Origin of the sequence: Paenibacillus sp. M2 (genome assembly GCF_046713495.1) — a bacterium.
Lineage (GTDB): Bacteria > Bacillota > Bacilli > Paenibacillales > Paenibacillaceae > Paenibacillus > Paenibacillus amylolyticus_B.
Genome location: NZ_CP169648.1, coordinates 2,760,505 through 2,782,097, shown reverse-complemented (window position 1 = coordinate 2,782,097; position 21,593 = coordinate 2,760,505). Strand labels below are relative to the sequence as shown.

Annotated in this window: 21 protein-coding genes; 3 read left to right on the top strand and 18 right to left on the bottom strand. The window is 47.1% G+C overall.

Annotated features, from left to right (window positions below; all coding sequences use genetic code 11):
• Positions 1-29: 29 nt before the first annotated feature.
• The 12 genes from ACETMN_RS13020 to ACETMN_RS12965 form a co-directional block, all read right to left on the bottom strand.
• Positions 30-584, bottom strand: coding sequence for a glutathione peroxidase (locus tag ACETMN_RS13020; RefSeq protein ID WP_411736209.1), 555 nt, complete (start codon positions 582-584; stop codon positions 30-32).
• A 216-nt stretch (positions 585-800) separates the two neighbouring features.
• On the bottom strand, positions 801-1,526 hold the full coding sequence (locus tag ACETMN_RS13015) for a lactate utilization protein C (RefSeq protein ID WP_091016967.1): 726 nt from the start codon (positions 1,524-1,526) through the stop codon (positions 801-803).
• Entirely contained in the window at positions 1,516-3,036 is a 1,521-nt protein-coding gene (locus ACETMN_RS13010; protein WP_192132139.1) for a LutB/LldF family L-lactate oxidation iron-sulfur protein, read from the bottom strand. Before ACETMN_RS13010 ends, ACETMN_RS13015 begins: the two co-directional genes overlap by 11 nt.
• Positions 3,033-3,761 carry a (Fe-S)-binding protein gene (locus tag ACETMN_RS13005; RefSeq protein ID WP_411736208.1) on the bottom strand — a complete coding sequence of 243 codons (729 nt, stop codon included), beginning with the start codon at positions 3,759-3,761 and terminating at the stop codon, positions 3,033-3,035. Before ACETMN_RS13005 ends, ACETMN_RS13010 begins: the two co-directional genes overlap by 4 nt.
• Positions 3,762-4,005: 244 nt before the next feature.
• Complete coding sequence (locus tag ACETMN_RS13000; protein WP_411736207.1) at positions 4,006-4,767, bottom strand: DeoR/GlpR family DNA-binding transcription regulator; 762 nt, start codon at positions 4,765-4,767, stop codon at positions 4,006-4,008.
• Between the two features lies 1 nt (position 4,768).
• Positions 4,769-6,262: a rhamnulokinase gene (locus tag ACETMN_RS12995; protein WP_091016971.1), complete on the bottom strand. Its 1,494-nt coding sequence runs from the start codon at positions 6,260-6,262 to the stop codon at positions 4,769-4,771.
• A 235-nt stretch (positions 6,263-6,497) separates the two neighbouring features.
• The gene (locus tag ACETMN_RS12990; RefSeq protein ID WP_223199927.1) at positions 6,498-6,986 is read right to left on the bottom strand and encodes a DUF2500 domain-containing protein; all 489 of its coding nucleotides are present in this window, start codon (positions 6,984-6,986) and stop codon (positions 6,498-6,500) included.
• Positions 6,987-7,122: 136 nt separating this feature from the next.
• On the bottom strand, positions 7,123-8,925 hold the full coding sequence (gene pepF, locus ACETMN_RS12985) for an oligoendopeptidase F (protein WP_091016974.1): 1,803 nt from the start codon (positions 8,923-8,925) through the stop codon (positions 7,123-7,125).
• A 500-nt stretch (positions 8,926-9,425) separates the two neighbouring features.
• Positions 9,426-9,785 (bottom strand): winged helix-turn-helix transcriptional regulator, encoded by a 360-nt coding sequence (locus ACETMN_RS12980; RefSeq protein ID WP_062833989.1) that lies wholly within the window; start codon positions 9,783-9,785, stop codon positions 9,426-9,428.
• A 267-nt stretch (positions 9,786-10,052) separates the two neighbouring features.
• Positions 10,053-10,616, bottom strand: a complete 564-nt coding sequence (hxlB, locus tag ACETMN_RS12975; RefSeq protein WP_091016976.1) for a 6-phospho-3-hexuloisomerase — start codon at positions 10,614-10,616, stop codon at positions 10,053-10,055.
• Positions 10,617-10,620: 4 nt separating this feature from the next.
• Positions 10,621-11,253, bottom strand: a complete 633-nt coding sequence (gene hxlA / locus ACETMN_RS12970) for a 3-hexulose-6-phosphate synthase (protein WP_036670570.1) — start codon at positions 11,251-11,253, stop codon at positions 10,621-10,623.
• Positions 11,254-11,639: 386 nt separating this feature from the next.
• Positions 11,640-12,722 (bottom strand): beta-propeller fold lactonase family protein, encoded by a 1,083-nt coding sequence (locus ACETMN_RS12965; protein ID WP_210107884.1) that lies wholly within the window; start codon positions 12,720-12,722, stop codon positions 11,640-11,642.
• Between the two features lie 214 nt (positions 12,723-12,936).
• Between ACETMN_RS12965 and ACETMN_RS12960 the strand changes: the two genes are divergently transcribed.
• On the top strand, positions 12,937-13,866 hold the full coding sequence (locus ACETMN_RS12960) for an AEC family transporter (protein WP_411736206.1): 930 nt from the start codon (positions 12,937-12,939) through the stop codon (positions 13,864-13,866).
• Here the strand turns inward: ACETMN_RS12960 and ACETMN_RS12955 are convergent.
• The 5 genes from ACETMN_RS12955 to ACETMN_RS12935 form a co-directional block, all read right to left on the bottom strand.
• Complete coding sequence (locus tag ACETMN_RS12955) at positions 13,844-14,434, bottom strand: DUF2062 domain-containing protein (protein ID WP_411736205.1); 591 nt, start codon at positions 14,432-14,434, stop codon at positions 13,844-13,846. The genes ACETMN_RS12960 and ACETMN_RS12955 overlap by 23 nt on opposite strands.
• Before the next feature lie 58 nt (positions 14,435-14,492).
• Positions 14,493-14,951, bottom strand: a complete 459-nt coding sequence (locus ACETMN_RS12950) for an OsmC family protein (RefSeq protein ID WP_192132148.1) — start codon at positions 14,949-14,951, stop codon at positions 14,493-14,495.
• Between the two features lie 20 nt (positions 14,952-14,971).
• Positions 14,972-15,739: a DeoR/GlpR family DNA-binding transcription regulator gene (locus ACETMN_RS12945; protein ID WP_411736204.1), complete on the bottom strand. Its 768-nt coding sequence runs from the start codon at positions 15,737-15,739 to the stop codon at positions 14,972-14,974.
• Between the two features lie 137 nt (positions 15,740-15,876).
• Positions 15,877-17,007 carry an NADH-dependent flavin oxidoreductase gene (locus ACETMN_RS12940; protein WP_411736203.1) on the bottom strand — a complete coding sequence of 377 codons (1,131 nt, stop codon included), beginning with the start codon at positions 17,005-17,007 and terminating at the stop codon, positions 15,877-15,879.
• Positions 17,008-17,213: 206 nt separating this feature from the next.
• The gene (locus ACETMN_RS12935; RefSeq protein ID WP_091016984.1) at positions 17,214-17,891 is read right to left on the bottom strand and encodes an SOS response-associated peptidase; all 678 of its coding nucleotides are present in this window, start codon (positions 17,889-17,891) and stop codon (positions 17,214-17,216) included.
• Positions 17,892-18,119: 228 nt separating this feature from the next.
• Here ACETMN_RS12935 and ACETMN_RS12930 point away from each other — a divergent pair, with 228 nt between their 5' ends.
• The gene (locus ACETMN_RS12930) at positions 18,120-18,641 is read left to right on the top strand and encodes a hypothetical protein (RefSeq protein ID WP_091016986.1); all 522 of its coding nucleotides are present in this window, start codon (positions 18,120-18,122) and stop codon (positions 18,639-18,641) included.
• A gap of 44 nt (positions 18,642-18,685) precedes the next feature.
• Positions 18,686-19,357, top strand: coding sequence for a hypothetical protein (locus ACETMN_RS12925; protein WP_411736202.1), 672 nt, complete (start codon positions 18,686-18,688; stop codon positions 19,355-19,357).
• 134 nt (positions 19,358-19,491) lie between these two features.
• Here ACETMN_RS12925 and ACETMN_RS12920 read toward each other — a convergent pair whose 3' ends face one another.
• Positions 19,492-21,402, bottom strand: coding sequence for an AraC family transcriptional regulator (locus ACETMN_RS12920; protein WP_411736201.1), 1,911 nt, complete (start codon positions 21,400-21,402; stop codon positions 19,492-19,494).
• Positions 21,403-21,593: the final 191 nt, after the last annotated feature.

The following is a 21,593-nucleotide window of genomic DNA, read 5'->3' as shown; positions in this document are numbered from 1 at the left end:
AGGACCTCAGGACAGGGATTAAGATATACTTATGATTTCTTTAACAGAATCTGAATAGCCGACTCCATCTCTAATGGAGCAACTGTCGTTTCATAACGGCCATGGACGTTCCCGCTGCGGTCAACCAGGAATTTGGTGAAATTCCATTTGATCCCGTCTCCTTGGTACAATTCTGGATGCTTCTCCTTCACAAAGGTGTCCATCCACTGTCCTTCTTTCGTGTCCAGATTATAACCTTGAAATGGCGCTTCTTCAATCAGATAACGGAACAAAGGATGCATGAATTGCCCAACGACCTCAACCTTCTCGAGGATCGGAAAGGATATCTGAAACTGACTCCTGCAATACTCGGCAATCTCAACGCTACTGCCAGGTTCTTTGTCGTTAAACTGATTACAAGGGAACGCCAGAATCTCCAGCCCCTGATCACCATATTTCTCATACATCTGCTGAAGTTCACTGAATTGCCGGGCGTAGCTACACCGACTTGCTGTATTCACAATAAGCAGAACCTTCCCTTTAAAAGCAGCAAAATCACCGTTGTGTGCCTCCATAAACGGAACTTGGTAAGAAAATATAGTCATCTGTATTCATCCTCCTCTTTGTCTTTTGTATCTCACATCAATTCTCTCTTTGAGAAGAATTATACACCCACCCTATTAATAGGTGAAATATATAATTAATATAATTTTAATAGTTTTTATCTATAGTATACCAAATAAAAAACTGCCCTCAGCAGTCACATGCTGCATCTCGGACAGTTATCAAAATCATAATGTGCCATCACGCTTACCACACCGTTAACCCATAATTAAACCATATACAATGCCTGGTCCGTGTACCCCAATGGTTAAATCATTTTCAATATCGGAAGATCGGCTTGGCCCTGAAATAAAGTGGATACCTGCCGGAAGATTCTCTCTTCCCGCTTCGTCAAATCGATCCAGCGTCTCCCCCAGTCTGGTGTACAGTCGGTCTACTGGAATAATGATGATGAGTACCGTAGGCAACAGACTAACCGAGCGACCTTTTTCCGGTGAAGAAAGTACAGTAACCGAGCCTGTGTATGCTGTTGCATAATCCGCCATGACCACACCGATATCAGCCTCAGCTGCACGAGCCTTCCAGTTCTCATCGGCTTGACTATTCCAGACTGAGATCTGTACATCCGGGAGCTGCGCTTCCAAACCGAGATCCTCAAGCGCCTCTTCATTTTGACGAATGATATATTTGGCACTCAGTTCATGAGATTTGTTAGCAATAAATTGAGACACTTCTTCCATGTTCTGAACCCGGGCAATGTGGGCTCCTACACTCACAAAATTATCGGTGAATGCTTGAATACGCTTCTCTTCATCCCATTCCAATTCAGTCCAAAAGTCGGGTGCTCCCCGAAAGGGTTGGGTCGGCGCTTGGCGTTGCCTTGGTCTTCTCAATTTCGAAGCAATGTCATTCATAAACTGCTCCTGTTTCTCAATGGACTTCTTCTCCAATTGTGCAAGCCATTGCTGATGTTCAGTGACCATGCTTCTTCCCCTCCCCTTCTTCTCGTTCACGAATAATCTGCTCCATACGGCTGCGAACGGAAGAATCCATGGCTTGTTGCTCCTCGTTCAGTTCCTGATCCAGCTTGTTCCATTGTTGCCGGAAGGATTTCTTGGCGAGACTTGGCGCAACCCGATAATTGTTCCAGCCTTTGAGTGGACCCAGCTTGAGAGAAATGCCGTTGTTGCGTACAATTGCCTTCTGCCCAATCTGTCCCAGACGTATGGCCGCACTGAAACGTTTGGAATTGGATACAACGGCAGCAAAACCCTTCATGCCCATGCTCTCCATTTTGTTTCCATGACCGTCTTCCACTTTACGCCTGCGTAGATAAACGAGCATATCATGCAATGGAATTTTAACTGGACATGCTTCATAACAGGCTCCGCACAGACTCGAAGCACCCGCAATATCGTTCCATTCATCAATGTTGCCATTGAGTGCAGGAGTCAGTACTGCGCCAATCGGACCACTGTATGTTCCACCGTAGGCATGACCTCCAATATGACGATATACCGGGCAAGCATTCAGACAAGCACCACAGCGAATACAATTCAGCAACTCCTGGAATTCAGGATCACCGAGCTGTAAGGATCGACCGTTGTCCACGATAATAATGTGCATTTCATCCGGTCCATCCGCATCCGCTGTTCGGCGAGGACCTGTGATGCCTGACATGTACATCGTTAATTTCTGACCTGTTGCGGAGCGTGGCAACAAGGTTGCCATGACCTCCAGATCCGTCCACGACGGGATGATCCGCTCCATACCCATCAGTGTAATCTGCGTTTTTGGAACAGTGGATACCATACGGGCATTGCCTTCATTTTCGAACAAAACCATGGAACCCGTCTCTGCAATCGCAAAATTGCAGCCGGTCATGCCGATATCTGCTTCGAGGAATTTCTCGCGCAGCTTTTTGCGAACAAATCCGGCAAGTACCGTTGTGTCCGGCTCCAGAATTTCACCCGCTTCCTTGGATAACAACTCTGCAATCTGATAGCGGTTCTTATGGATGGCTGGAATGACAATATGAGATGGCGCCTCGCCTGCCAGCTGAATAATGTATTCACCCAGGTCGGTCTCGATAGCTTCAATGCCCGCCGACTCCAACACATGATTCAGATGTACTTCCTCCGACACCATCGATTTGGACTTTACCACCGTAGAAGCCTGCTTGTGCGCCGCAATATCCAGCGCAATGGCCGCTGCTTCCACCGATGTATCTGCAAAATGAATATGGACTCCGTTCGCACGGGCGTTATTCACAAATTCATTCAGATAATAATCCAGATGCGCAATGGTATGCAGACGAATCTGACGTCCACGTTCCCGCCATTCATCCCAGTTTCCATGTTCTTCTGAGGCCGACTTCTTCCCGTTACGCAATCGTTCTGTTGTGAATTTGACCGCTTTACGCAGAAAATCATCATTCAAGGCCAGTCCGGCACGTTCTTTGACCGTCGTATCCATAACTCCCGGTTGGCTCATCCTGTTCGCACCCCCTCATACAGTAGTTCCGCCAGATGCATCACACGCACCGGTTCATTCCGATAACGCAGATTACCTGCGATATTCATCAGACAGGCCATGTCCAGACCAACCAGCACTTCGGCTTGGGTCTCTTTGACATGATCAACTTTCTCCGTCACCATCGCTCCCGAAATATCGGACATTTTAATGGCAAACGTACCCCCAAACCCGCAGCAATCCTCAGCAAACGGCAGTGGAACCAATTCCAGTCCCTTTACTTGGGATAGCAATGCCATCGGTTCATCCTTTACACCCAGCAGACGGCTGCCATGACAGGATGGATGATAGGTTACTTTGTGCGGAAAATGTGCGCCCAGATCGGTTATCCCGAGTACCTGAACGAGGAATTGAGTGAATTCATAGGCCTTGGCTTCCAATCGTTTCGCCTTCTCCAGCCACACCGGTTCATCCGCGAACAGTTCGGGATAATGATGGATCATATACGTGCACGATCCGGATGGACAGACTACAAAATCACTATCGTCAAACGCTTCAAGAATCGTCCTGGCCGCTACCCGAGTCTCATCCCAGTACCCGCTATTGTAGGAAGGCTGACCGCAGCAGGTCTGCACCGGTGGGAAATCCAGCCGAACGCCATGAGCGGCGAGCAATCTAACCATGGCTTCCCCTACTCGGGGATAGATGGCATCGCTGAGGCAGGTAATGAATAAGGAGACCTTCATAATTACACGCTCCTATTAACTGATTAGTAGATGATTGACTAAAAATATTGAATAAGAATATTTACAATGAACACTCCGATGACAGAATAACCTTCCGATCGCTGTTATCCCCAGATTTTTAAATTTACTTTTTAAAGGGTAAAATCCGGGGATAAAGGCGCACGCTTCGCTTCTTCAAGTTATTTCTGTCCTCTCCGTTTCGTGTAAATGTTTAGTTCATTTTATATTAGTAAATTCTAAAAGCTTAAACTGTAATAATCCCTATGTCGTATCCGCTCAAACGTTCTGTCTGTTCAGCCTCCAATGGCTGATCGGTAACGATCGTATGGACTGCATTTAACCCGGATACCCGGGCAAAAGCACGGACACCAAATTTACTGGCATCGGCAAGTAAGATGACCTGATCGGATATGCCAACCATCTTCTGCTTCAGCCTTGCCTGGAGTTCATTGGATTCACTGATTCCGCCACCTTCGAGATGTACACCTTTGCACGACATGAACATTTTATCCACGTGATACGTTTCCAGAGAACGCTCCGCGAGCGGCCCAACAAAAGACAACGAGCGAGATGCCAACTGGCCCCCTGTTGAGATGACCTCAACCTTGTCACGGCTGCTAAGTTCAGTGGCGATTTGAATCGAGTTGGTTAAAACCGTCAGCGGGAAATCCGGCATGTTCGCTGCCATATAACCTGCCGTTGTGCTCGCATCCAACAGAATGCGATCACCCGGATTAATCATCGCCAGAGCCGCTTGTGCAATCCGCTTTTTCTCTTCCGCATGTGTTGTCTCCCTGATCCGGTAAGGGATCTCCGGTTGATCTTCCTTCACACTCACTGCACCACCGTGAGATCGGCGTAGTCGGCCTGCCTGTTCCAGCCGATCCAGGTCACGCCGGATGGTTTCCTCCGTCACCCGGCAGTGCTCACTAAGCTCGGATACACGCATACTGCCCTTTACATTCACCATCTCCACAATTCGGTCATACCGCTCGGCTGCCAGCATGTTACACCTCACTCCCCGCTTGTGAATTAGATGAAGCCGTCACACGCAGAAATCTGCCGTAAGCATCTTCCCAGATTGATCCGTCCTGCGGCTCATACACTGTTACCGGAAATGAATCACGAATGGCCTTACGGGCCTCCCAGATATCTTTAAAAGCTCCACTCGCCATCCATTGCACGGCCATATTCCCGATGGCACTTCCCTCTGCCGGACCTGCCCATACCGGCTTGCCAATGGAATTTGCAGTCCACTGACATAACAGGCGGTTCTGGATACCTCCTCCGACCATATGCAATCCGTTGAACGTCTGTCCCGATAATTGTTCCGTCCATCCCAGGACTCTTCTATACTTCAATGCAAGACTTTCCAGAATTGCCCGGGCAATAGCCCCCTGATCTTCTGGCACCACTTGCCCTGTATCACGGCAATACTGACGTATACGCGTCGTCATATCTCCTGCTGGCATAAACAGTTCATCATCCGGATCAAACAAACTGGCAAATGGAGCCACCTGTTCCGCCTTCGCCAATAACGCATCATAGCTAATTCCCTGCCCTTGGCGGTCCCACTCCCGCATGCTTTCCTGCAAAATCCATAAGCCCATAATGTTCTTCAACAGACGGAATGTTCCGCCCGCCCCGCCTTCATTCGTGAAGTTCAAAGCCAGACTCTGGCTACTTACCGCAGGATGATCTATCTCCGTACCCATCAGGGACCAGGTTCCACAGCTCAAGTAAGCAAATGAACGTTCCGTTGCAGGAACAGCCACAACGGCTGAACCCGTATCATGCTCCGCAACGGCGATCACAGGTATAGGAGAAAGGCCAAGGTCGTTACAGATGCTACTGCGCAATTGTCCAACACGGGTGCCAGGCATCACCGCTTCACCAAAGAGTTTCTCCGAAATGCGAATATGCTTCAGCAACTCACCGTCCCATTGACCCTCCGATGGATTATATAATTGTGTTGTCGTGGCATTGGTGAACTCATTCACGGCTTCTCCCGTCAGGAAATATCGAAGCAGATCCGGAATCATGAGAAACCGCTCTGCTTCATGAAGAAGCGGAGAACCGCTACGTTGAAGGGTTGCCAACTGATACAGGGTATTAAAGCTAAGAAACTGAATCCCTGTACGTTCAAAGATTCGCTGAGAGCTCAGTTCTTGGCGTACCTGATCCATCATGCCGTTAAACTGTGTATCACGGTAATGATACGGGTTACCCAGAAGCTCACCATTACTGCCAAGCAGACCAAAATCAACGCCCCAGGAATCGATCCCCAGGCTCTCCGGCTGTTCTCCCTGCTGTTTCACAAGAGTAAGCCCTTGCAACAATTCATGATGCAAACGCAGAATATCCCAGTGCATCCGCTCGCCAACCTTCACTGGTTCATTCTTGAACCGATGAATTTCGCTCGTTTCGATCCCTCGATCATTCAGATGTCCTAATAGCGCTCTCCCGCTCCCAGCGCCCAAATCATAAGCCAGCACACTCACCGCGCTTCACCAACCTTTCGAACCCATCCTATTTTCCAAACGGCATCTCTTATTTCAGTCCGTAATCCTGTACTTTATGCTGTATTTATTGTTTGTTTGTTTTTGTTTAATACTGTTTTACTTTATTTTACGAGTATATCACCATTGTAAGCGTTTGAATACCCTTCGGTTTTTCTTTCTTTTGGGTATACCAAAAACGACTCTCTCCCACTTGGGAGGAGCCGCAGTTCTTGTTTTACGTATAAAATTGACCATTGTTTACTCCCGACTGGGGCTGTACATCTCTCTCAAAATGCTTGAAACGTGTCCCTTGATACGTCAGCATCCCTCGATCATTTTCCACCATCATGCCATAATGGTTTCCGCCAACAATTAGTTCAGCGCGCTCCCCATTGTCGAATTCAAATGTAACATAATACCGGGTAGTCGCACTGCTATCCCCGCTGCCACCTGATACTTCCGTTCGTTTGGCCACCACCGTTGAGTGCAGGGTTAACAAGGCCGCTGCGTTATTCGATGACCATGTGCGTACCCCTGAGATGATGGCATATACAATCACACCCGCAACAATAAGAAATACGGCACCAATAAAAATGGAAACAAACGCACCCATGGCACCAAACTCATTCAATCCCGAAAAAAAACCACCCTGATTGCCTTCAAAACCCGGTACTCCACTCATGTCGTCAAACACACCAAAGCCGTCCACGCTTAATTGGCCCATCGATGAGGACACGCTCGTTAACGCCATTCATCATCGTTCCTTTCCCCTTGCAAAATAAGATGCACCGCCCCCACGCAAGGAAGGCGGTGCATGCAGACAACCCGTTCTGCCTTGTCCATATACTATATGAACCAGATCAGGAATACAGACGTTCAAGTTCGTCGACCAGACTGCCGACATAAGCAACCGCAGAGCGAATCGGCTCGGGTCCGGACATATCGACACCTGCAAGCTTCATTAACTCCTGCGGCGTGAGACTTCCACCGGCTTTGAGTGCTTCAAGCCAGCGATCTACCGCCGGCTGTCCTTCTTCCCGAATCTGCTGTGCTGCCGCTGTGGAAGCGGTCAAACCTGCCGCATAGGTATATGGATATAGACCCATATAATAATGAGGTTGTCTCATCCACGTGAGCTTGGCCGCTTCATCAATCACCAGATCAGGTCCCCAGAATTCAGAGAGGATGTTCCCTTTGAGCTGACTTAACGTCTTCGCCGTAATCGGCTCATCATTAGTTGCGAGTGCATATACCCTGCGCTGCAATTCACCTTCCAGTAGATGCGTAACGAAGTTATGGTAATACGTATTCAACAGTTGCAAAATGACCCAACGACGCATTCTCGGATTATCGGAACGCTTCAATAGATGATCTGCCAGCAGCATTTCATTCATGGTCGATGGTGCCTCAATGAAATAAAGGGATGGTCTTGTATTCGTGAGCCGTTGGTAACGTCCCGCAAGCATAAAGTGGCCTGCATGTCCCACTTCATGGGCAAGTGTAAATGCTCCGCGCATATTGTTCGCCCATGAGATCAAGATATAGGAGTGTGAACCATATATAGAGGAACAAAATGCCCCTGTGGATTTGCCTGCATTATCTGCGTAATCCACCCAGCGTTCACTGAATGCGCGCTCTACGATCTCGCCATACTCTGGCCCAAGCACATCAAGTGCTTCTCGGATGAGTGTGCACGCCTCATCATATGTAATGGCGGGACTAAATTCTGGATCAAGCGGGGCCTTCAGATCACAGAACATCAGCTTGTCCAGACCCAGCTCACGTTTCTTGAGAGCCGCCAGTCTGCGCATATGAGGTGCGAGTTCCTGCTGGATAATATCCAGAATATTATTGTACATCTCTTTGCTCACTTGTTGTGGGCTGAGAAGCATATCTGTAACATCGTCGTAACCACGCAGCCTGGATAAAACAACCTGTTTCTTCACTTCGGTTGCATAACCTTCTGCGAACGTATTTTTGTAATCATTTAATGTCGAGCTGAACGCAGCATAAGCAGAACGGCGCAGCTTGGTATCGGATGACATCTCATAATTATTTTCATAGAATGACCAGGACAGTGGCCGATTATTGTCTTCTCCATCGAGAGCATCGTCAAACGTCATGTCTGCCAGTTTACCGCGCAGATAGATACGATATGGCGAATCCAGTACCTCTCCTAGTGAAGCGAGTACCTTCTCGGTCTCTGGGGTAAGCCGATGTGCTTTTTCTCGAATCAAACGCTCCAAACTCCGAGCATACGGCTCCAATCCCGGAAGTTCTGCAAGGTAACGTTCAACGGTTCCCTCCGGCAGATCAACGATCTCCGAATTAACAAAAGACATGGATGACGACAGATTTGATAGGATATCTCCTGCCTTGGCTGAATTCTCAATATTGACCGGATTGGTGCTGTCCTCTGACTGCTTCAGTCGAGCATAAGAAGCCGTCTTGCCGATACGCTCCTGCAAAGCTTCACGCGCATCCAGACAAGCCAGCAATTGTTCAGCGCCTTCGCCCAGACGTCCTTTGAATGTTTCAATCTGGGCAGCAGCCTCAGGAAGTGATCGAAGCTCTTGCTCCCACTCTACATCGGTTACAAACAAGTCTCTCAGATCCCATGTGGTTTCCTGATCTACCTCAGCACGTGTACGTATTTTTTCCATCTTTAGTTGTCATCCTCCTTGCATTTTCCAATATCTCTCATCGTATCATAATCGGTTTATGTATACATGACATTTGCAAATAATGAGACTTTTGGTTCAGGAGAGTATAGATTGGACTAAAGAATATTCACACTTACCACTCCGATGACAGAACAACCTTCCGATCGCTGTTATCCCCTAATTTTTTGATTCAATTTTATAAAGGTGAAAATCCGGTGATAAAGGCGAACGCTCCGCTTCTTCAGGTTCTTTCTGTCCTCTACGTTCTCGTGTGAATGTTTAGTTCAATCTATATAAAAGGGGCATCCGGAAAAAAGGCGAAGTGCATGCTTTAATGTAGCTTTCTTTCAGAAAGCTTTTAGCTCCGCTTCTTAAGTCTATTTCTGCCCGCTGCGTTTGGAGTAAACTATTGATCATGTGACCAAATTTAAAAGTAACTAAAAAACCGCTGGTTATGGAAGCATCCATTTAACCAGCGGTTGGTTCAAAATATAACTAATTTAGCTTTCTTTCCAGATTACATTTTCACCGTAATTTTTACCCCAGTTATACATTGCGTGCAGCACAGGCATCAGGCTCTGGCCGTGATCTGTCAACGTATATTCCACCCGAGGAGGGACCTCTGCATAGACCTTGCGCTCAATCAGCTTGTCTTCCTCCAGCTCACGTAGCTGGTTGGTCAGCATCTTCTGGGTAATATGAGGGATTAGGCGTTTCAGCTCACTAAAACGTTTGGTGCCTTCCAGACCCAAATGCCACAAAATAATCAGTTTCCATTTGCCACCAATCACCGCAAGGGTCAATTCCTTCTCACAGTTGATTTCTTTCAGATTAATCCGTTCCTTGACTTCGGCTGCCATTGCTCCGAGCCCCCTCATCTTCAATCTTATATCGCGTATATTACACATATCACGGGGACACTTCACACCAGGGAAGCTTTCCGCTCCATGCATGATGTAATAAGTACATTCATTCGATACAGCTATCTATTAATTCTACTACAGCCTGGTCGGGATGCAAAGTTTAACTGTAAATCACGGATAAAACCTATACAGATGAATGATTATGTATCGCAGAAAAGACCAGAACCCTTCATGATCAAAGGATTCCGGTCTTTCATCTATTCACTATTCCAGGTTCGCGTGGCGGCCAAACATATCCGCTCCGGTCATACCCTTCATTTCCATCATCGTAAGGATGAGAGCATCCATGCCGATTAACAATCCCTGTTCAAACAGCGAGCCCATTGGCTGGATGGTTACTTCCGCTCCGGAAGTCGCTGTGTCCTCTTTGGCTGAAGCCGGAAGGCGCACTACCGTAGTTGCCAATTGACCAATCGTGGACTCTGGCTTGATCGTAATCAGGCCGACAGGTGCTCCTGCTTGACTAGCCTTCTTAGCCATAGCTGCGAGACTGCCTGTCTCTCCTGAGCCAGAGCACAGCAAGAGGAAATCCTTCGAGCTGATCCCGGGTGTAACGGTCTCGCCCACCACATATACACGAAGCCCCATCTGCATCAGTCTCATGGCAAAGGCCTTTCCCATAAGTCCTGACCGGCCTGCTCCTGCTACAAAAATCTGTTCTGCAGCCAGAATGTGCTCAGCCATCGCTTGCATCTCTGCATCGTCGATCTGGCTTAACGTACGTTCCAGCTCCTTCAAGATGTCAGCTGCGTACTGTGTTTTGCTCATCTGCTTACCCTTGTTTAACGAGACGTTGCATTTCAGCTGCAACTGCCGCTTTGTCTGCTTGTCCTGTGATACCGCCGCCTACAATAACCAGATCCGGTTGTGCTTTGATTACTTCTGGCAATGTTTCCAGCTTGATTCCACCAGCAACAGCAGTTTTAGCATTTTTCACAGCTGCTTTGATCGTTTGCAGATCTTCGAACGGGCTTTGTCCTTCAGCTTGCAAGTCATAACCTGTGTGTACACAGATGTAATCTACGCCAAGCGCATCAATTTCACGAGCACGTTGTTCAAGGTTAGGCACGTTGATCATGTCCACAAGAACTTGTTTGTTTTGTTTCTTCGCTTCTGCTACTGCACCTTTGATCGTGCTGTCATTGGTTGCCCCAAGCACAGTGATCAGATCCGCACCAGCTTCAGCAGCTTTCATGATTTCATAACCACCAGCGTCCATGATTTTAAGGTCTGCAAGAACTTGCAGATTAGGGAATGCTTCTTTCATCGCTTTTACCGCGTGCAAACCTTCATTAATAACGATTGGTGTACCAATCTCAACGATATCAATATATTGTTCAACCTCTTTAACCAGTGCGATACCTTCAGGGATATTTACCAAGTCGAGCGCCAATTGCAATTTCATCATTTATTTCTCCTTTGTTGTTCAAGTATGATTCGTTCCTGTAAAAATAATAATCAGATATTTAGCCTGCACCAATTGGTCTGTTCAGATGCATGCAGTGTTTGTTTTTGGCTACTCACTCATTGTAGACCCTGACTATCCATTCAGGAAGTACGCACTTTGAAGTGGGGTAGTTACTTGGGAGATACTATTGATAATCTTTCGTTGTTAGGTGAATCAAATATAGAATTAATCCTCTATTCCAATCCACCCGCTTACAGCAGAGCAGCAGCCTAATCATCCAATAAGATATTCAATAGAAAAGACCCCGCCACCTGGCAGAGTCTTTATCTTTATCATCGTTATCATTTTCAATCCAGCCAGGGCTGGTTTAGAAATTTATCATTTTACAGATATACTGGTTTCACGCATACCGGCTTGGATACACCTGTGCTGTGACCTGTGTATTTCAGACGGCCGCTCTCCTGATCCACCGTGAATGTCACGAGGTTGTTCGTATCACGGTTAGCTGCGATCAGCAATTTGCCGTTAGGTGTCAGAGCAAAATGACGTGGGTGCTCACCTTCAGCAGATACATGCTCAACCAGTGTCAGGTGACCTTTGTCTGCATCTACTGCAAATACAACGATGCTGTCATGTCCACGGTTAGAACCATATACATAACGTCCATCATTGGAAACGGTGATTTCCGCTGTTGTATTCTCTTTGCCATCATATCCATCAGGCAGAGTGGATACTGTAGACAATTCAGTCAACGTACCCGCTGCTGCATCATATTTGAACGAAGTAATGGAAGAATCCACTTCGTTGATCACATAAGCGAATTGACCATTCGGATGGAACGCCAAGTGACGTGGGCCTGCTCCCGGATGTGTTTTGGTTTCACTGTGCAGCACAAGTTCATTTTTGTCTGCATCGATGGAATAGATCGCAATGTTATCCGCGCCCAGATCCTGTACCATCATGTATTTACCATCCGGGCTGAAGAATGCGGAGTGAACATGTGGCTTGTCCTGACGTTCAGGATGCGCACCTTGTCCTTCATGTTTCTTCTCGTCCAGAAGCGCTCCAACTTCACCGTTATCCGTCAAGGCTTGCAGACCTACCAGACCACCGTGGTAGCTGGAGAGAATCAAGTATTTGCCGGAAGGGTCACGCTGGATGTGACATGGCGGAGCTGAAATGGAGTTATTCCGGTTCAGCAACGATAATTTTCCTGTAGAAGGATCAATGCTCAGAGCTACCGCTTCAGACATTTTGTTGCCTTCAGCTGACGCTGTTTCACCAATCGCATACAGTTTGTTACCCTCAGTATCCACGTTGACAAACGTTGGGTTTTTCACGCCCGCGATGCCGTCAAGCTTGGACAAGCTGCCTGTATCCTCATTCAATTCATATGCATAAATGCCCTCATTTTCCGCTTCAGCGTAAGAGCCAGCAAGTACGAGCAAGCGTTTTGATTCACTCATTACAGTTTCCTCCTCTATGTGTATGTAATCTTGTTGCACCTCTTCTATAATAAATCTGCCATATCAAAATAGCAATCCGCTGTCGTTGCCCAGCAGGGAAATCCTTAGTTAAACAAGGCGATTACTACACATCATCATACTGATATCCATTCATATGAGATGCATCTTCTGCTATGATAAGATCAGTTTTTCATCCAGAAGGGACTGAATTGCATTGCTTCACTCATTTTTACTCACGTTATACCATGTGTTCCTGCCGATCTCACTTCCCGTGATTGGAGGTATTCTGTTAAAACGCTTCAAAAATTGGGATACCCGGTCGCTCTCGACCTTTTCCCTTTATATTTTGAGCCCTGCGCTCATCTTCAATACATTGCTGCATGCCGAGATTACCTGGACGGACGTCACCAGCACGTTCTGGTTCTCTATTATTAATCTGATTGCCCTGTGGGCACTCGCCGAGCTGTTAAGCCGGATTTTCCGTCTGGGTGCAAGCGAAAAAGCGGGGCTCACCCTCGTCTCCACGTTTACGAACTGCGTGAATTACGGGCTCCCGCTTGTACTGCTTGCCTTTGGTCAGCTTGGACTGGACAAGGCTTCTGTCTACGTTATTGGACAGATGATTATTGTTAATACGGTAGGTATCTTTTTTGCCGCGAGATCCGAATTCACCGTAAAAAATGCGATTCTGTCCGTTTTCCGCATGCCATCCATCTATGCTGCTGGCATCGCCATTGCGCTGCGTGCGTCCAATCTGAGCCTGCCTGAAGCACTGGATGGAGGGATTGCCATGCTGGCTATGGGTTACTCTCCTGTCGTTCTCGCCATTCTGGGAGCCCAGATGCTCAGACCCAAAGGGGCAACGGTGCCTTGGTTGCCCAATGTACGCCGAGCCTTCTGGACCGGACTTGTGGTGCGTCTCGCAGCTGCGCCAATCCTCTCCTGGCTGATACTGACCGCGCTTCACATCGAAGGCACGTTGTTCAGTGTGCTGCTGATCCTCGCATCGATGCCGACCGCAGTGAACGCCGTTATTTTGGCTGAACAGTTCAATGCTTCTCCGCAGTTTGTATCCCGCTGCATTCTGTGGACCACCGCTGCATCCATGTTGATGCTGCCCATTATGATTGTGATGGCTTCCTGATTAATAGCGGAGGTGATACCGAAGCGATATCCGCTTGTCGGCGTTTCTCCAGCCGGCGTTCATAACGCCGGTTGAGCGCTCTGACGTAGAAGAATTTCACGACAAAGTACGAAATCACACCCAGAATGACACCAAACACGGACATGCCTGCCAGAATATCCAGTCCACCAAGCAACAATTCACTCACGGCCGACCAGTTCCCGCGAAACAGCTCCATGAATGCACTCTCATGTACCGGTCCCTGTCCCATGCTGTGAGCAGGCAATATCCATGAGCCAATTTGTTTCGCGAGCGGCATCAGGATAATAGGTAAAAACGTAAGTTTCCCGATCACATTACCAACAATCGCTGCTGGCACCGAACCCCCAGACAATCGCACAATTGGATAAAATACGAGATATATCAGGGAAGCGGTCGAGATCACGATCAGTTCCAGTCCGAACCCTATGGCAAATCCGGTAGATACTTTATGGGCACCTCCGGGAGCACGTAACAATTTGAGAAAATTCAGCTTCATAGCACGTGTTAAACGTACCCAGCGGTTAGTCTTGCGCTTCTGTGTGTTCATACCGAATTACTCCTTATTTTACACAAATGACAACTTGAATCGTCTATTCTTCAGTATATCACACCGCGTTAGCTCCTGTAGTAACAATGACCGGTTGTGTCTCCATCTGGACATTACCTGCCACCGCTCGGGAGATCATACAGGATGATTCAGCCTTATGTGCCAGGCGCTCAGCCTTGGTCAGATCCGCCTCTGAAGCATCTTGGCTGAGTACAATCCGGGGTCTATGTACGATCCGTTCGTACGTAAATACGTTATTCGTAACATCTACCGTTGCTTCCGATTCAAGCGTCAATTCATCCGGCGTAATATCCGAACGCTCCAGCATCGCTGCCAGTGTGATCAGGTAACAGGTGGAGGCTGCACCCAGCAGCATCTCGTCCGGGTTAGTTCCCGTACCGGGTCCGCCCATATCCTTCGGAATCGATATGACCGTTTTTAATCCACCTGCATCGATTGTTCCCTCACTGTTACGCCCACCATTCCATACCGCTTTCAGATGAAAAGGATGTTTCATGACATTCATTCCTTTCTTATTTACACACGTATACACGTAATATTCTGCTCAATCAATGCGCTAACTTGCTCTTCATCTACACCCTGATCTGTAATCACTTTTGCCACACTGCTCATCTCAGCGACTCTGGTAAATGCCTGTATATTAAATTTGCTGGAATCTGCAAGTAATATGACTTCATCCGCAATCTGGATCATTTTCTGCTTCACCAAGGCCTGTAATTCATTTGACTCACTGATGCCTTTGGTCAGATGCACCCCTTTGCAAGACAAAAACACTTTATCGACATGATACGCATCCAACGAACGTTCCGCGAGAGGTCCTACAAAAGAAAGTGACTTCGAAGCCAATTGCCCACCTGTGGCAATCACACGAATCTGCTCCTTGTTACTCAGCTCTGCGGCCACTTTTATCGAATTGGTTAATACGGTCAATGGAATGTTCGGCAATCCTGCCGCCATATACCACGCAGTTGTACTTGCATCCAGAGCAATCCGGTCGCCGGGTTCCACCATGTTCACCGCTTCGCTTGCAATTCTGCGCTTCTCTTCTGCATGGGCTACAGCACGTTCCGGATACGGAATCTCCGACTGTAACTCTTCCTTGTATTTTACGCTGACCGCCCCGCCATGGGACCTTCTGAGCCTGCCCGCCTGTTCGAGCTTGTCCAGATCACGACGTATCGTCTCTTCCGTCACCCCGCAGCGCTCACTAAGTTCGGTTACACGCATGCTGCCTTGCGTATCCACCCATTCCACTATTTTCTCATACCGTTCAGCTACGAGCATATTTCTTCACTCCAAACCGTTGATTATCCAGTTGATCCTGTTCATCCATCATACCACAGAGCGATGACAAGGAGAATTTGGACCATGTGCAAAAGGAGGGAGCTTTCGCCCCCTCCTTTCCAGTTCTGAAGTGTATATTATTTATCTTCTGCCATAGGGAACCAACCGGGTGTATGGACGATTGCATTCCACAACCCGTCAGGGATAACCAGACGTTCCTGATCGGATTTGGTCAGAATCGTTTCAATGTCTTCTTCCCGTCCGCTCTCGATCTTCTCAACCCAATCCGGTTCAATAATCAGCTCACGTCCAATGGCAAGTAGTGGTACTCCCGTTTGGAGCGCCTCAGCGGCCTGATCAGCCGTATGAATTGAACCTACGCCAATCACAGGCAATTTACCGTTCACACGATCCAGGATGAATTCCATTCTTGAACGTGTATCTGCTTCGCCACGTCTTGGCTTGGACCAGAATTCGTTCAAGGAAACGTGCAGGTAATCCAGGTTTTTATCTTTAAGCGCATCCACCAGTGCATACGTATCTTCCATCGTGAGTCCCGGTGTTTCCGGCTCTTCCGGGGAGAAACGGTAACCAATGATGAACGGCAGTTTCGTATGTTCGGCAACCACTTTCTGAATCTCATCCACAACAGCAAGCGGGAATGTCAGACGTTTCTCCACACTTCCGCCAAAGCGGTCTTCACGTCGGTTGGAATGCGGGGAGAAGAATTGCTGGATCAGATAACCATTAGCACCGTGAATCTCAACACCATCAAAGCCAGCTTCAATTGCACGACGTGTCGCTTCACCAAAGTCTTTGATAATGGAAGTAATCTCGGCATCCGTCAATTCTCTTGGTTCAGGAGATCCCGGACGCTCACTTGCAACCGCACTAGGAGCAACCACTTGACCCGCAGGTACAGCTTGTTCAGGCGTCAAACGGCCCGCATGGAAAATTTGCAATACAGCTACGGAGCCTTGTTGTTTCATAGTGTCAGCCAGTTTTTTCAGACCAGGAATGAAGCGGTCGTCATAAACACCAAATTGAGCCGGGAAACCAATGCCCGTCTCTGTTACATGCCCTACAGCCGTAATCGACATGCCAGCCCCACCGGTGCGTCGTGCATAATAAGCAAGTTCAGCGTCGGATATCGTACCATCCGCATTCGAGGACATATGAGTCATGGGAGCGAGCACGATACGGTTTTTCAGTGTAATACCAGTCGGCAGTGAAACTTGTTCAAACATCTGGTTAAACTTTGGATTCATTCGTGGTTCCCTCCTGATTATAAATATCTCTTTTAATAGATATATGAATATGTGCGTCCACTTACTGTAATGATTATAGTTACGTTTCACTGCAATTGCAACTTTTCATTTTCAGAAAGGAAAAAAAGAGCAGAGTGTCTCCAGACTCTCAGCCCTCTTCATCTTCTTCATTCTATCCAAAGTCCTTCACTCTATCCAAAGGATATTCAGAAACTCCGAACGTAAGCCAGCTTCTGATCCATCTCTTCTACACACTCGTAACAGTCGTGTTCATCGTTGGCGACCATTGGGGTGACTGGATACAGATTCATCTCTGTACTGTTATACGATTTCAATAGCGGTAACAATTGAGTCACCCGTGTATTGGCCGGGTCAAGCCAAGTGTTGATTTCTTCTTCGGAGAGGATCGCCGGCATTTTACTGCCAAACTCGCGTGTAACCATGTTCGCGCCTGTCATAAGCATCGTGCAGGTACGAAGCGGCTCTTTCCGTGTATCTCTCCATACTTCGTATAACCCAGCTATGCCGAACAGACCGCGATCTGGCATGACAACACGAACCGCATAACTTTTCTTGCCTTCTTGCCGCCAGTAATATAATCCATTGCAAGGAATGACGCAACGCTTGGTCTCTACCAGTTTGTAATAGGAAGGATTCTCATGTACCGTCATGAGATTCGCGTTAACGGCATCACGACCCCAGAATGGAATGAACCCCCACCGGAACTCATCCAATACACGCTCACCATCCTGATGCAAAATAATTGGCGTATGCTGGGTTGGGCTGATATTGTATCGGTTTTTGTAATAATACATCACTCGCTGAATCTTGAAATGATCTCTGACTTCGTCCAAATCGGCTGCCAATGAAAAACGGTTGCACATGCTCTAGCACTACCTTTCCCTGTGAGAAGTTGAACGTATTGTTTGTTATTTCAGGGAAATTATGCATGCATATCAAACAGAAAATGACTTATTTTGACACCATTAGGGTCTGATCAAGAGTTATTTCATGTTTTTCACGACAAAAACAACGACCTCGGACTCATTTCAACTCCAATATTCCTTGTTACTATAATAGAGAATAAAATACATTTATTGGAGGTTTTAAGTATGAAAAGGAAGTTTTTGATGAGCATCATGTTGTTCTCAGTGATTGCGATGTTTGGCAGTACCATCTATGCGGCAACCTTTCTAACCTACGGTTATCCCAGCACCACCATCCCCATTCGTACGTATAATTACGCCTCCGCATGGCAGACTCCCATGGACGCTTCCCTTACCAACTGGAACAATGCAGGTGCCAAAGTTAAATTCACCAAAACAAGTAACTCCCCAAACACCATCACCGCAGGAAACTTCAATAATACAGCATATGGTGTCAACTACGCCTCCGTATCCGGCAGTCAAGTCGTAAGCTTCCGCATCGAACTCAATGCATCCACAATCACCCCTGACGCAACCAACCTATCCAACTTCATTCAAAGCGTATTTGTCCACGAACTCGGACACTCCATTTGGCTCGGTGACAACCCAACAACAAACAGTCCTTCCATTATGTCCTACTCCCGTAACCGCAATTCTATGACCCAACCTCAAACCTTTGATATCAATAACGTAAAATCCAAATACTAATCCGTTACGAACTTATCCCAAAAATCCAAGGAGGATTCCTATCCATGAACAAAAATCGAGTATTAACGCTGCTTCTCTCTTCCATTTTCATTTTATCTGCTGTTGGATGTTCTTCTGTTACACCTACCGCGTCCCCATCCGATGCACCCATGACCATTATTGCTTCTGAAGATTACCCGAGTTATGCCAGCATTGGCGACCTGTCCGAGAGAGCAAATACCATTGTGAAAGGCAGTGTTGTTGAGACACGTGTGGAAGCTTTAAACGATATCGTACAAGTTACCGGTGCTGCCAATGAAAACGAGTTAAACCCCGCGTCCGATCCGGGTGGAGAGCCATCTTCTTTTGACAAAATCTATACGATCCACACGATTCAGGTCGCTGAATCCTATAAGGGCGTTTACACTGCCGGGGAAAAACTTGAAGTGAAGCAACTTGGCGGACAACTTGGCAACACCGAGATTTTTAATGATGACAACCTCAAGCTGATTCCTACCAAAGACTATGTACTCTTCCTGGAAACGTATGAAGACACCCCTGCCAGCCTGCTCAACTCCGTTCAAAGTCTCTACGTGATCAAACCTGCCGCCAAGTCGAATCAGCCAGGTCAGCAACAATCACAGTCAGAAGTCATTGTGAGTGCAAACCCCGAGAATGACCTTACACTCCAGCTGGAGGATCTGCAAGAAATTCAAAACGAACAAAAGAGCGAATAAACTCTTATACGGTAATCACACTGTTACTTCATCTGCCTACAGGCAGCTAATCCCCTTCTACTTTTCAGTCCTACATAGAAATATGAAAACCGTGCTGCTCAGCAAACTGGGAAGCACGGTTTTTTTGGAGTTTCTTACTTAGACGGTGTATTAAGTTCAATAATCCATTCAGCCAGATCCTGTGTCTGTTTCAACAAGGCGATAGGGTCACGGAACCAGGATTGTTCTTCCGTCCATATGTATACTTTTCCATTTTTGATAGCAGGTAATGAACCCCAGATCGGATCTGCCTGAAGGTCTTTCAACTGAGACTTGCTGGTCAGCACAATGTAATCTCCGGCATATTTGGAGAGCAGTTCTATGGAGAATTCATGATAAGCGCCCTGCATCAACTCGGATGGAATGTTCTTTGGTGCTTGCAAACCAAGCAATTCGTAGATGTTACGTCCTCCCCGGCCCGACTGATTGCCAAAAATGAAGACTTGGCGATCATATTCCTGCATAACGGAGAATGTAGTATCAGCTGGAACAACGCTCTGCACTTCCTGCTTAATTTTAGCAATCTCCTCATCAAAATCAGCCAGCCACTTCTCTGCTTCCGCTCCTTTGCCAAGGACTTTACCGAAATAGTTCACTTCATCCTTAAGTGTCGGGAATGTGATGGATGCGATCGAAACGGTCGGAGCAATCTTGCTATATTTCTCATAAGCCGCCTTGTCCGGATTCAATGTAATAATAAGATCAGGTTCCAGCTCCATCAATTGTTCAACGGAGTCCCCTATGGTCTCAAGACCATCCAAGTGGCCTTCCAGATAAGGGCTGTTCATCAGAAATTGTCCTCCACCAATCGGTTTGACACCAAGAGCAAGCACCGTTCCCAGATAATCAATAGCAGCAACACGCTCCGGATGTGCAGGAATCTCTACCTCGCCAAAGGTCGTATTTACCATTTGGGTTTCCACTACTGCCGGTTGTTCGGGTTCAGCCGCAACTTCGGATGTTTCTGCCCCCTGCTGGGCTGTTCCACAAGCACTCAATGTGAGTACAAGCGCAAGCGACATGATCGCTGATTTAAAATGGTTAAACATGTTGATTTCCTCATCTCCCTTATGTTGATAATGATTATCATCATCAATTAAAGGATAACGTTCATCCCCTCCTGTTACAATGGATTCATTTGTTGCATTTAATGTACTTTTTGAAACTGATTTCGAGTTTTCCTGCTGTTTCGTCCGATATTGCCCGGGTGTGATACCGGTCTCTTTTTTGAATATACGATTGAAATAAAACGGGTCCATATAACCCACATACGCAGCAATCTCCTGTAATGAAGCTTCTGTGGACGCAAGCAGACTCCTTGCCTCAGCCATTCGTAACCGAATCACATATTCTGTCGGTGTACATCCCATCTGTTCCTTGAATTTGCGTGATAAATATTGCGGACTGTAACTCAAGGACTGGGCAAGCAAATCAAGTGAGATCGATTCCCGGTAATGAGCTTTGATATATCGCAAAACCTGATCGGTAAGCGAAGGCTGTTGAACTTCGTTAAACATGCGACTCCGCTGTAACAAGACAAGCTGTACCAGTTGAAAGAAATACACTTTGACCTGAATTTTGCTCACTCGCTCCTGCCCTGACCAGCATTCATGTATATTCCGCACAAGCTCACGTAGCTCAAGTGTATGATCCGGCACTGTCGCCCAGGACTCTTCAAACGGATTACGCTGGTTCAACATCATTCGGTACTCCACAAGCACGTTGGAGGGCAAGGTTGATTTGTACAAAATCAGATGTACCTCCACAGCCCCTGTCGCTTCAAGTGTCAGACGTCTTCCTTTTCCCCCATGCAGCAGCAAGAACTTGTTTGTAGTCCATACCTCTTCATCCAGCCAGACCTGGCCTCTGCCTTGAACATACACAAATGCGCTGGTTGGTAACACATAATTGCGTATGAACTCGTGTGTTGCGAGTGATATAAGACGCACATCAAGCACGCGAACCTGTACCTGATCCCACAGCTTGATGTCATTCTGAATTCCCATATAAACTCCCTCTCCTAAGCGATCAAACACACACAATACCTTGGCATTGTGACCAGAAGCCTACCCATAATTGATAATGATTATCAATTATAACAATGATGGAACCATCTTAGAAGCCTACCTCCGTTTTTGTTAGATGCCTCAGAATAAAAAACGGTCGAAATCCCTCATAGAGAGATCTCAACCGTTCT

Excerpts from the sequence above, each read along its gene's own strand:
- pepF (WP_091016974.1), bottom strand. The coding sequence starts at position 8,925 with ATGGAAAAAATACGTACACGTGCTGAGGTAGATCAGGAAACCACATGG.
- ACETMN_RS12940 (WP_411736203.1), bottom strand. The coding sequence starts at position 17,007 with ATGAATCCAAAGTTTAACCAGATGTTTGAACAAGTTTCACTGCCGACT.
- ACETMN_RS12935 (WP_091016984.1), bottom strand. The coding sequence starts at position 17,891 with ATGTGCAACCGTTTTTCATTGGCAGCCGATTTGGACGAAGTCAGAGAT.
- ACETMN_RS13000 (WP_411736207.1), bottom strand. The coding sequence starts at position 4,767 with ATGCTGGCAGCCGAGCGGTATGACCGAATTGTGGAGATGGTGAATGTA.
- hxlB (WP_091016976.1), bottom strand. The coding sequence starts at position 10,616 with ATGAGCAAAACACAGTACGCAGCTGACATCTTGAAGGAGCTGGAACGT.
- ACETMN_RS12965 (WP_210107884.1), bottom strand. The coding sequence starts at position 12,722 with ATGAGTGAATCAAAACGCTTGCTCGTACTTGCTGGCTCTTACGCTGAA.
- ACETMN_RS13005 (WP_411736208.1), bottom strand. The coding sequence starts at position 3,761 with ATGAAGGTCTCCTTATTCATTACCTGCCTCAGCGATGCCATCTATCCC.
- ACETMN_RS12920 (WP_411736201.1), bottom strand. The coding sequence starts at position 21,402 with ATGGGAATTCAGAATGACATCAAGCTGTGGGATCAGGTACAGGTTCGC.
- ACETMN_RS12930 (WP_091016986.1), top strand. The coding sequence starts at position 18,120 with ATGAAAAGGAAGTTTTTGATGAGCATCATGTTGTTCTCAGTGATTGCG.
- ACETMN_RS12955 (WP_411736205.1), bottom strand. The coding sequence starts at position 14,434 with ATGAACACACAGAAGCGCAAGACTAACCGCTGGGTACGTTTAACACGT.
- ACETMN_RS12980 (WP_062833989.1), bottom strand. The coding sequence starts at position 9,785 with ATGGCAGCCGAAGTCAAGGAACGGATTAATCTGAAAGAAATCAACTGT.
- hxlA (WP_036670570.1), bottom strand. The coding sequence starts at position 11,253 with ATGAAATTGCAATTGGCGCTCGACTTGGTAAATATCCCTGAAGGTATC.
- ACETMN_RS13010 (WP_192132139.1), bottom strand. The coding sequence starts at position 3,036 with ATGAGCCAACCGGGAGTTATGGATACGACGGTCAAAGAACGTGCCGGA.
- ACETMN_RS13020 (WP_411736209.1), bottom strand. The coding sequence starts at position 584 with ATGACTATATTTTCTTACCAAGTTCCGTTTATGGAGGCACACAACGGT.
- ACETMN_RS12945 (WP_411736204.1), bottom strand. The coding sequence starts at position 15,739 with ATGCTCGTAGCTGAACGGTATGAGAAAATAGTGGAATGGGTGGATACG.
- ACETMN_RS12925 (WP_411736202.1), top strand. The coding sequence starts at position 18,686 with ATGAACAAAAATCGAGTATTAACGCTGCTTCTCTCTTCCATTTTCATT.
- ACETMN_RS12950 (WP_192132148.1), bottom strand. The coding sequence starts at position 14,951 with ATGAAACATCCTTTTCATCTGAAAGCGGTATGGAATGGTGGGCGTAAC.
- ACETMN_RS12990 (WP_223199927.1), bottom strand. The coding sequence starts at position 6,986 with ATGGGCCAATTAAGCGTGGACGGCTTTGGTGTGTTTGACGACATGAGT.
- ACETMN_RS13015 (WP_091016967.1), bottom strand. The coding sequence starts at position 1,526 with ATGGTCACTGAACATCAGCAATGGCTTGCACAATTGGAGAAGAAGTCC.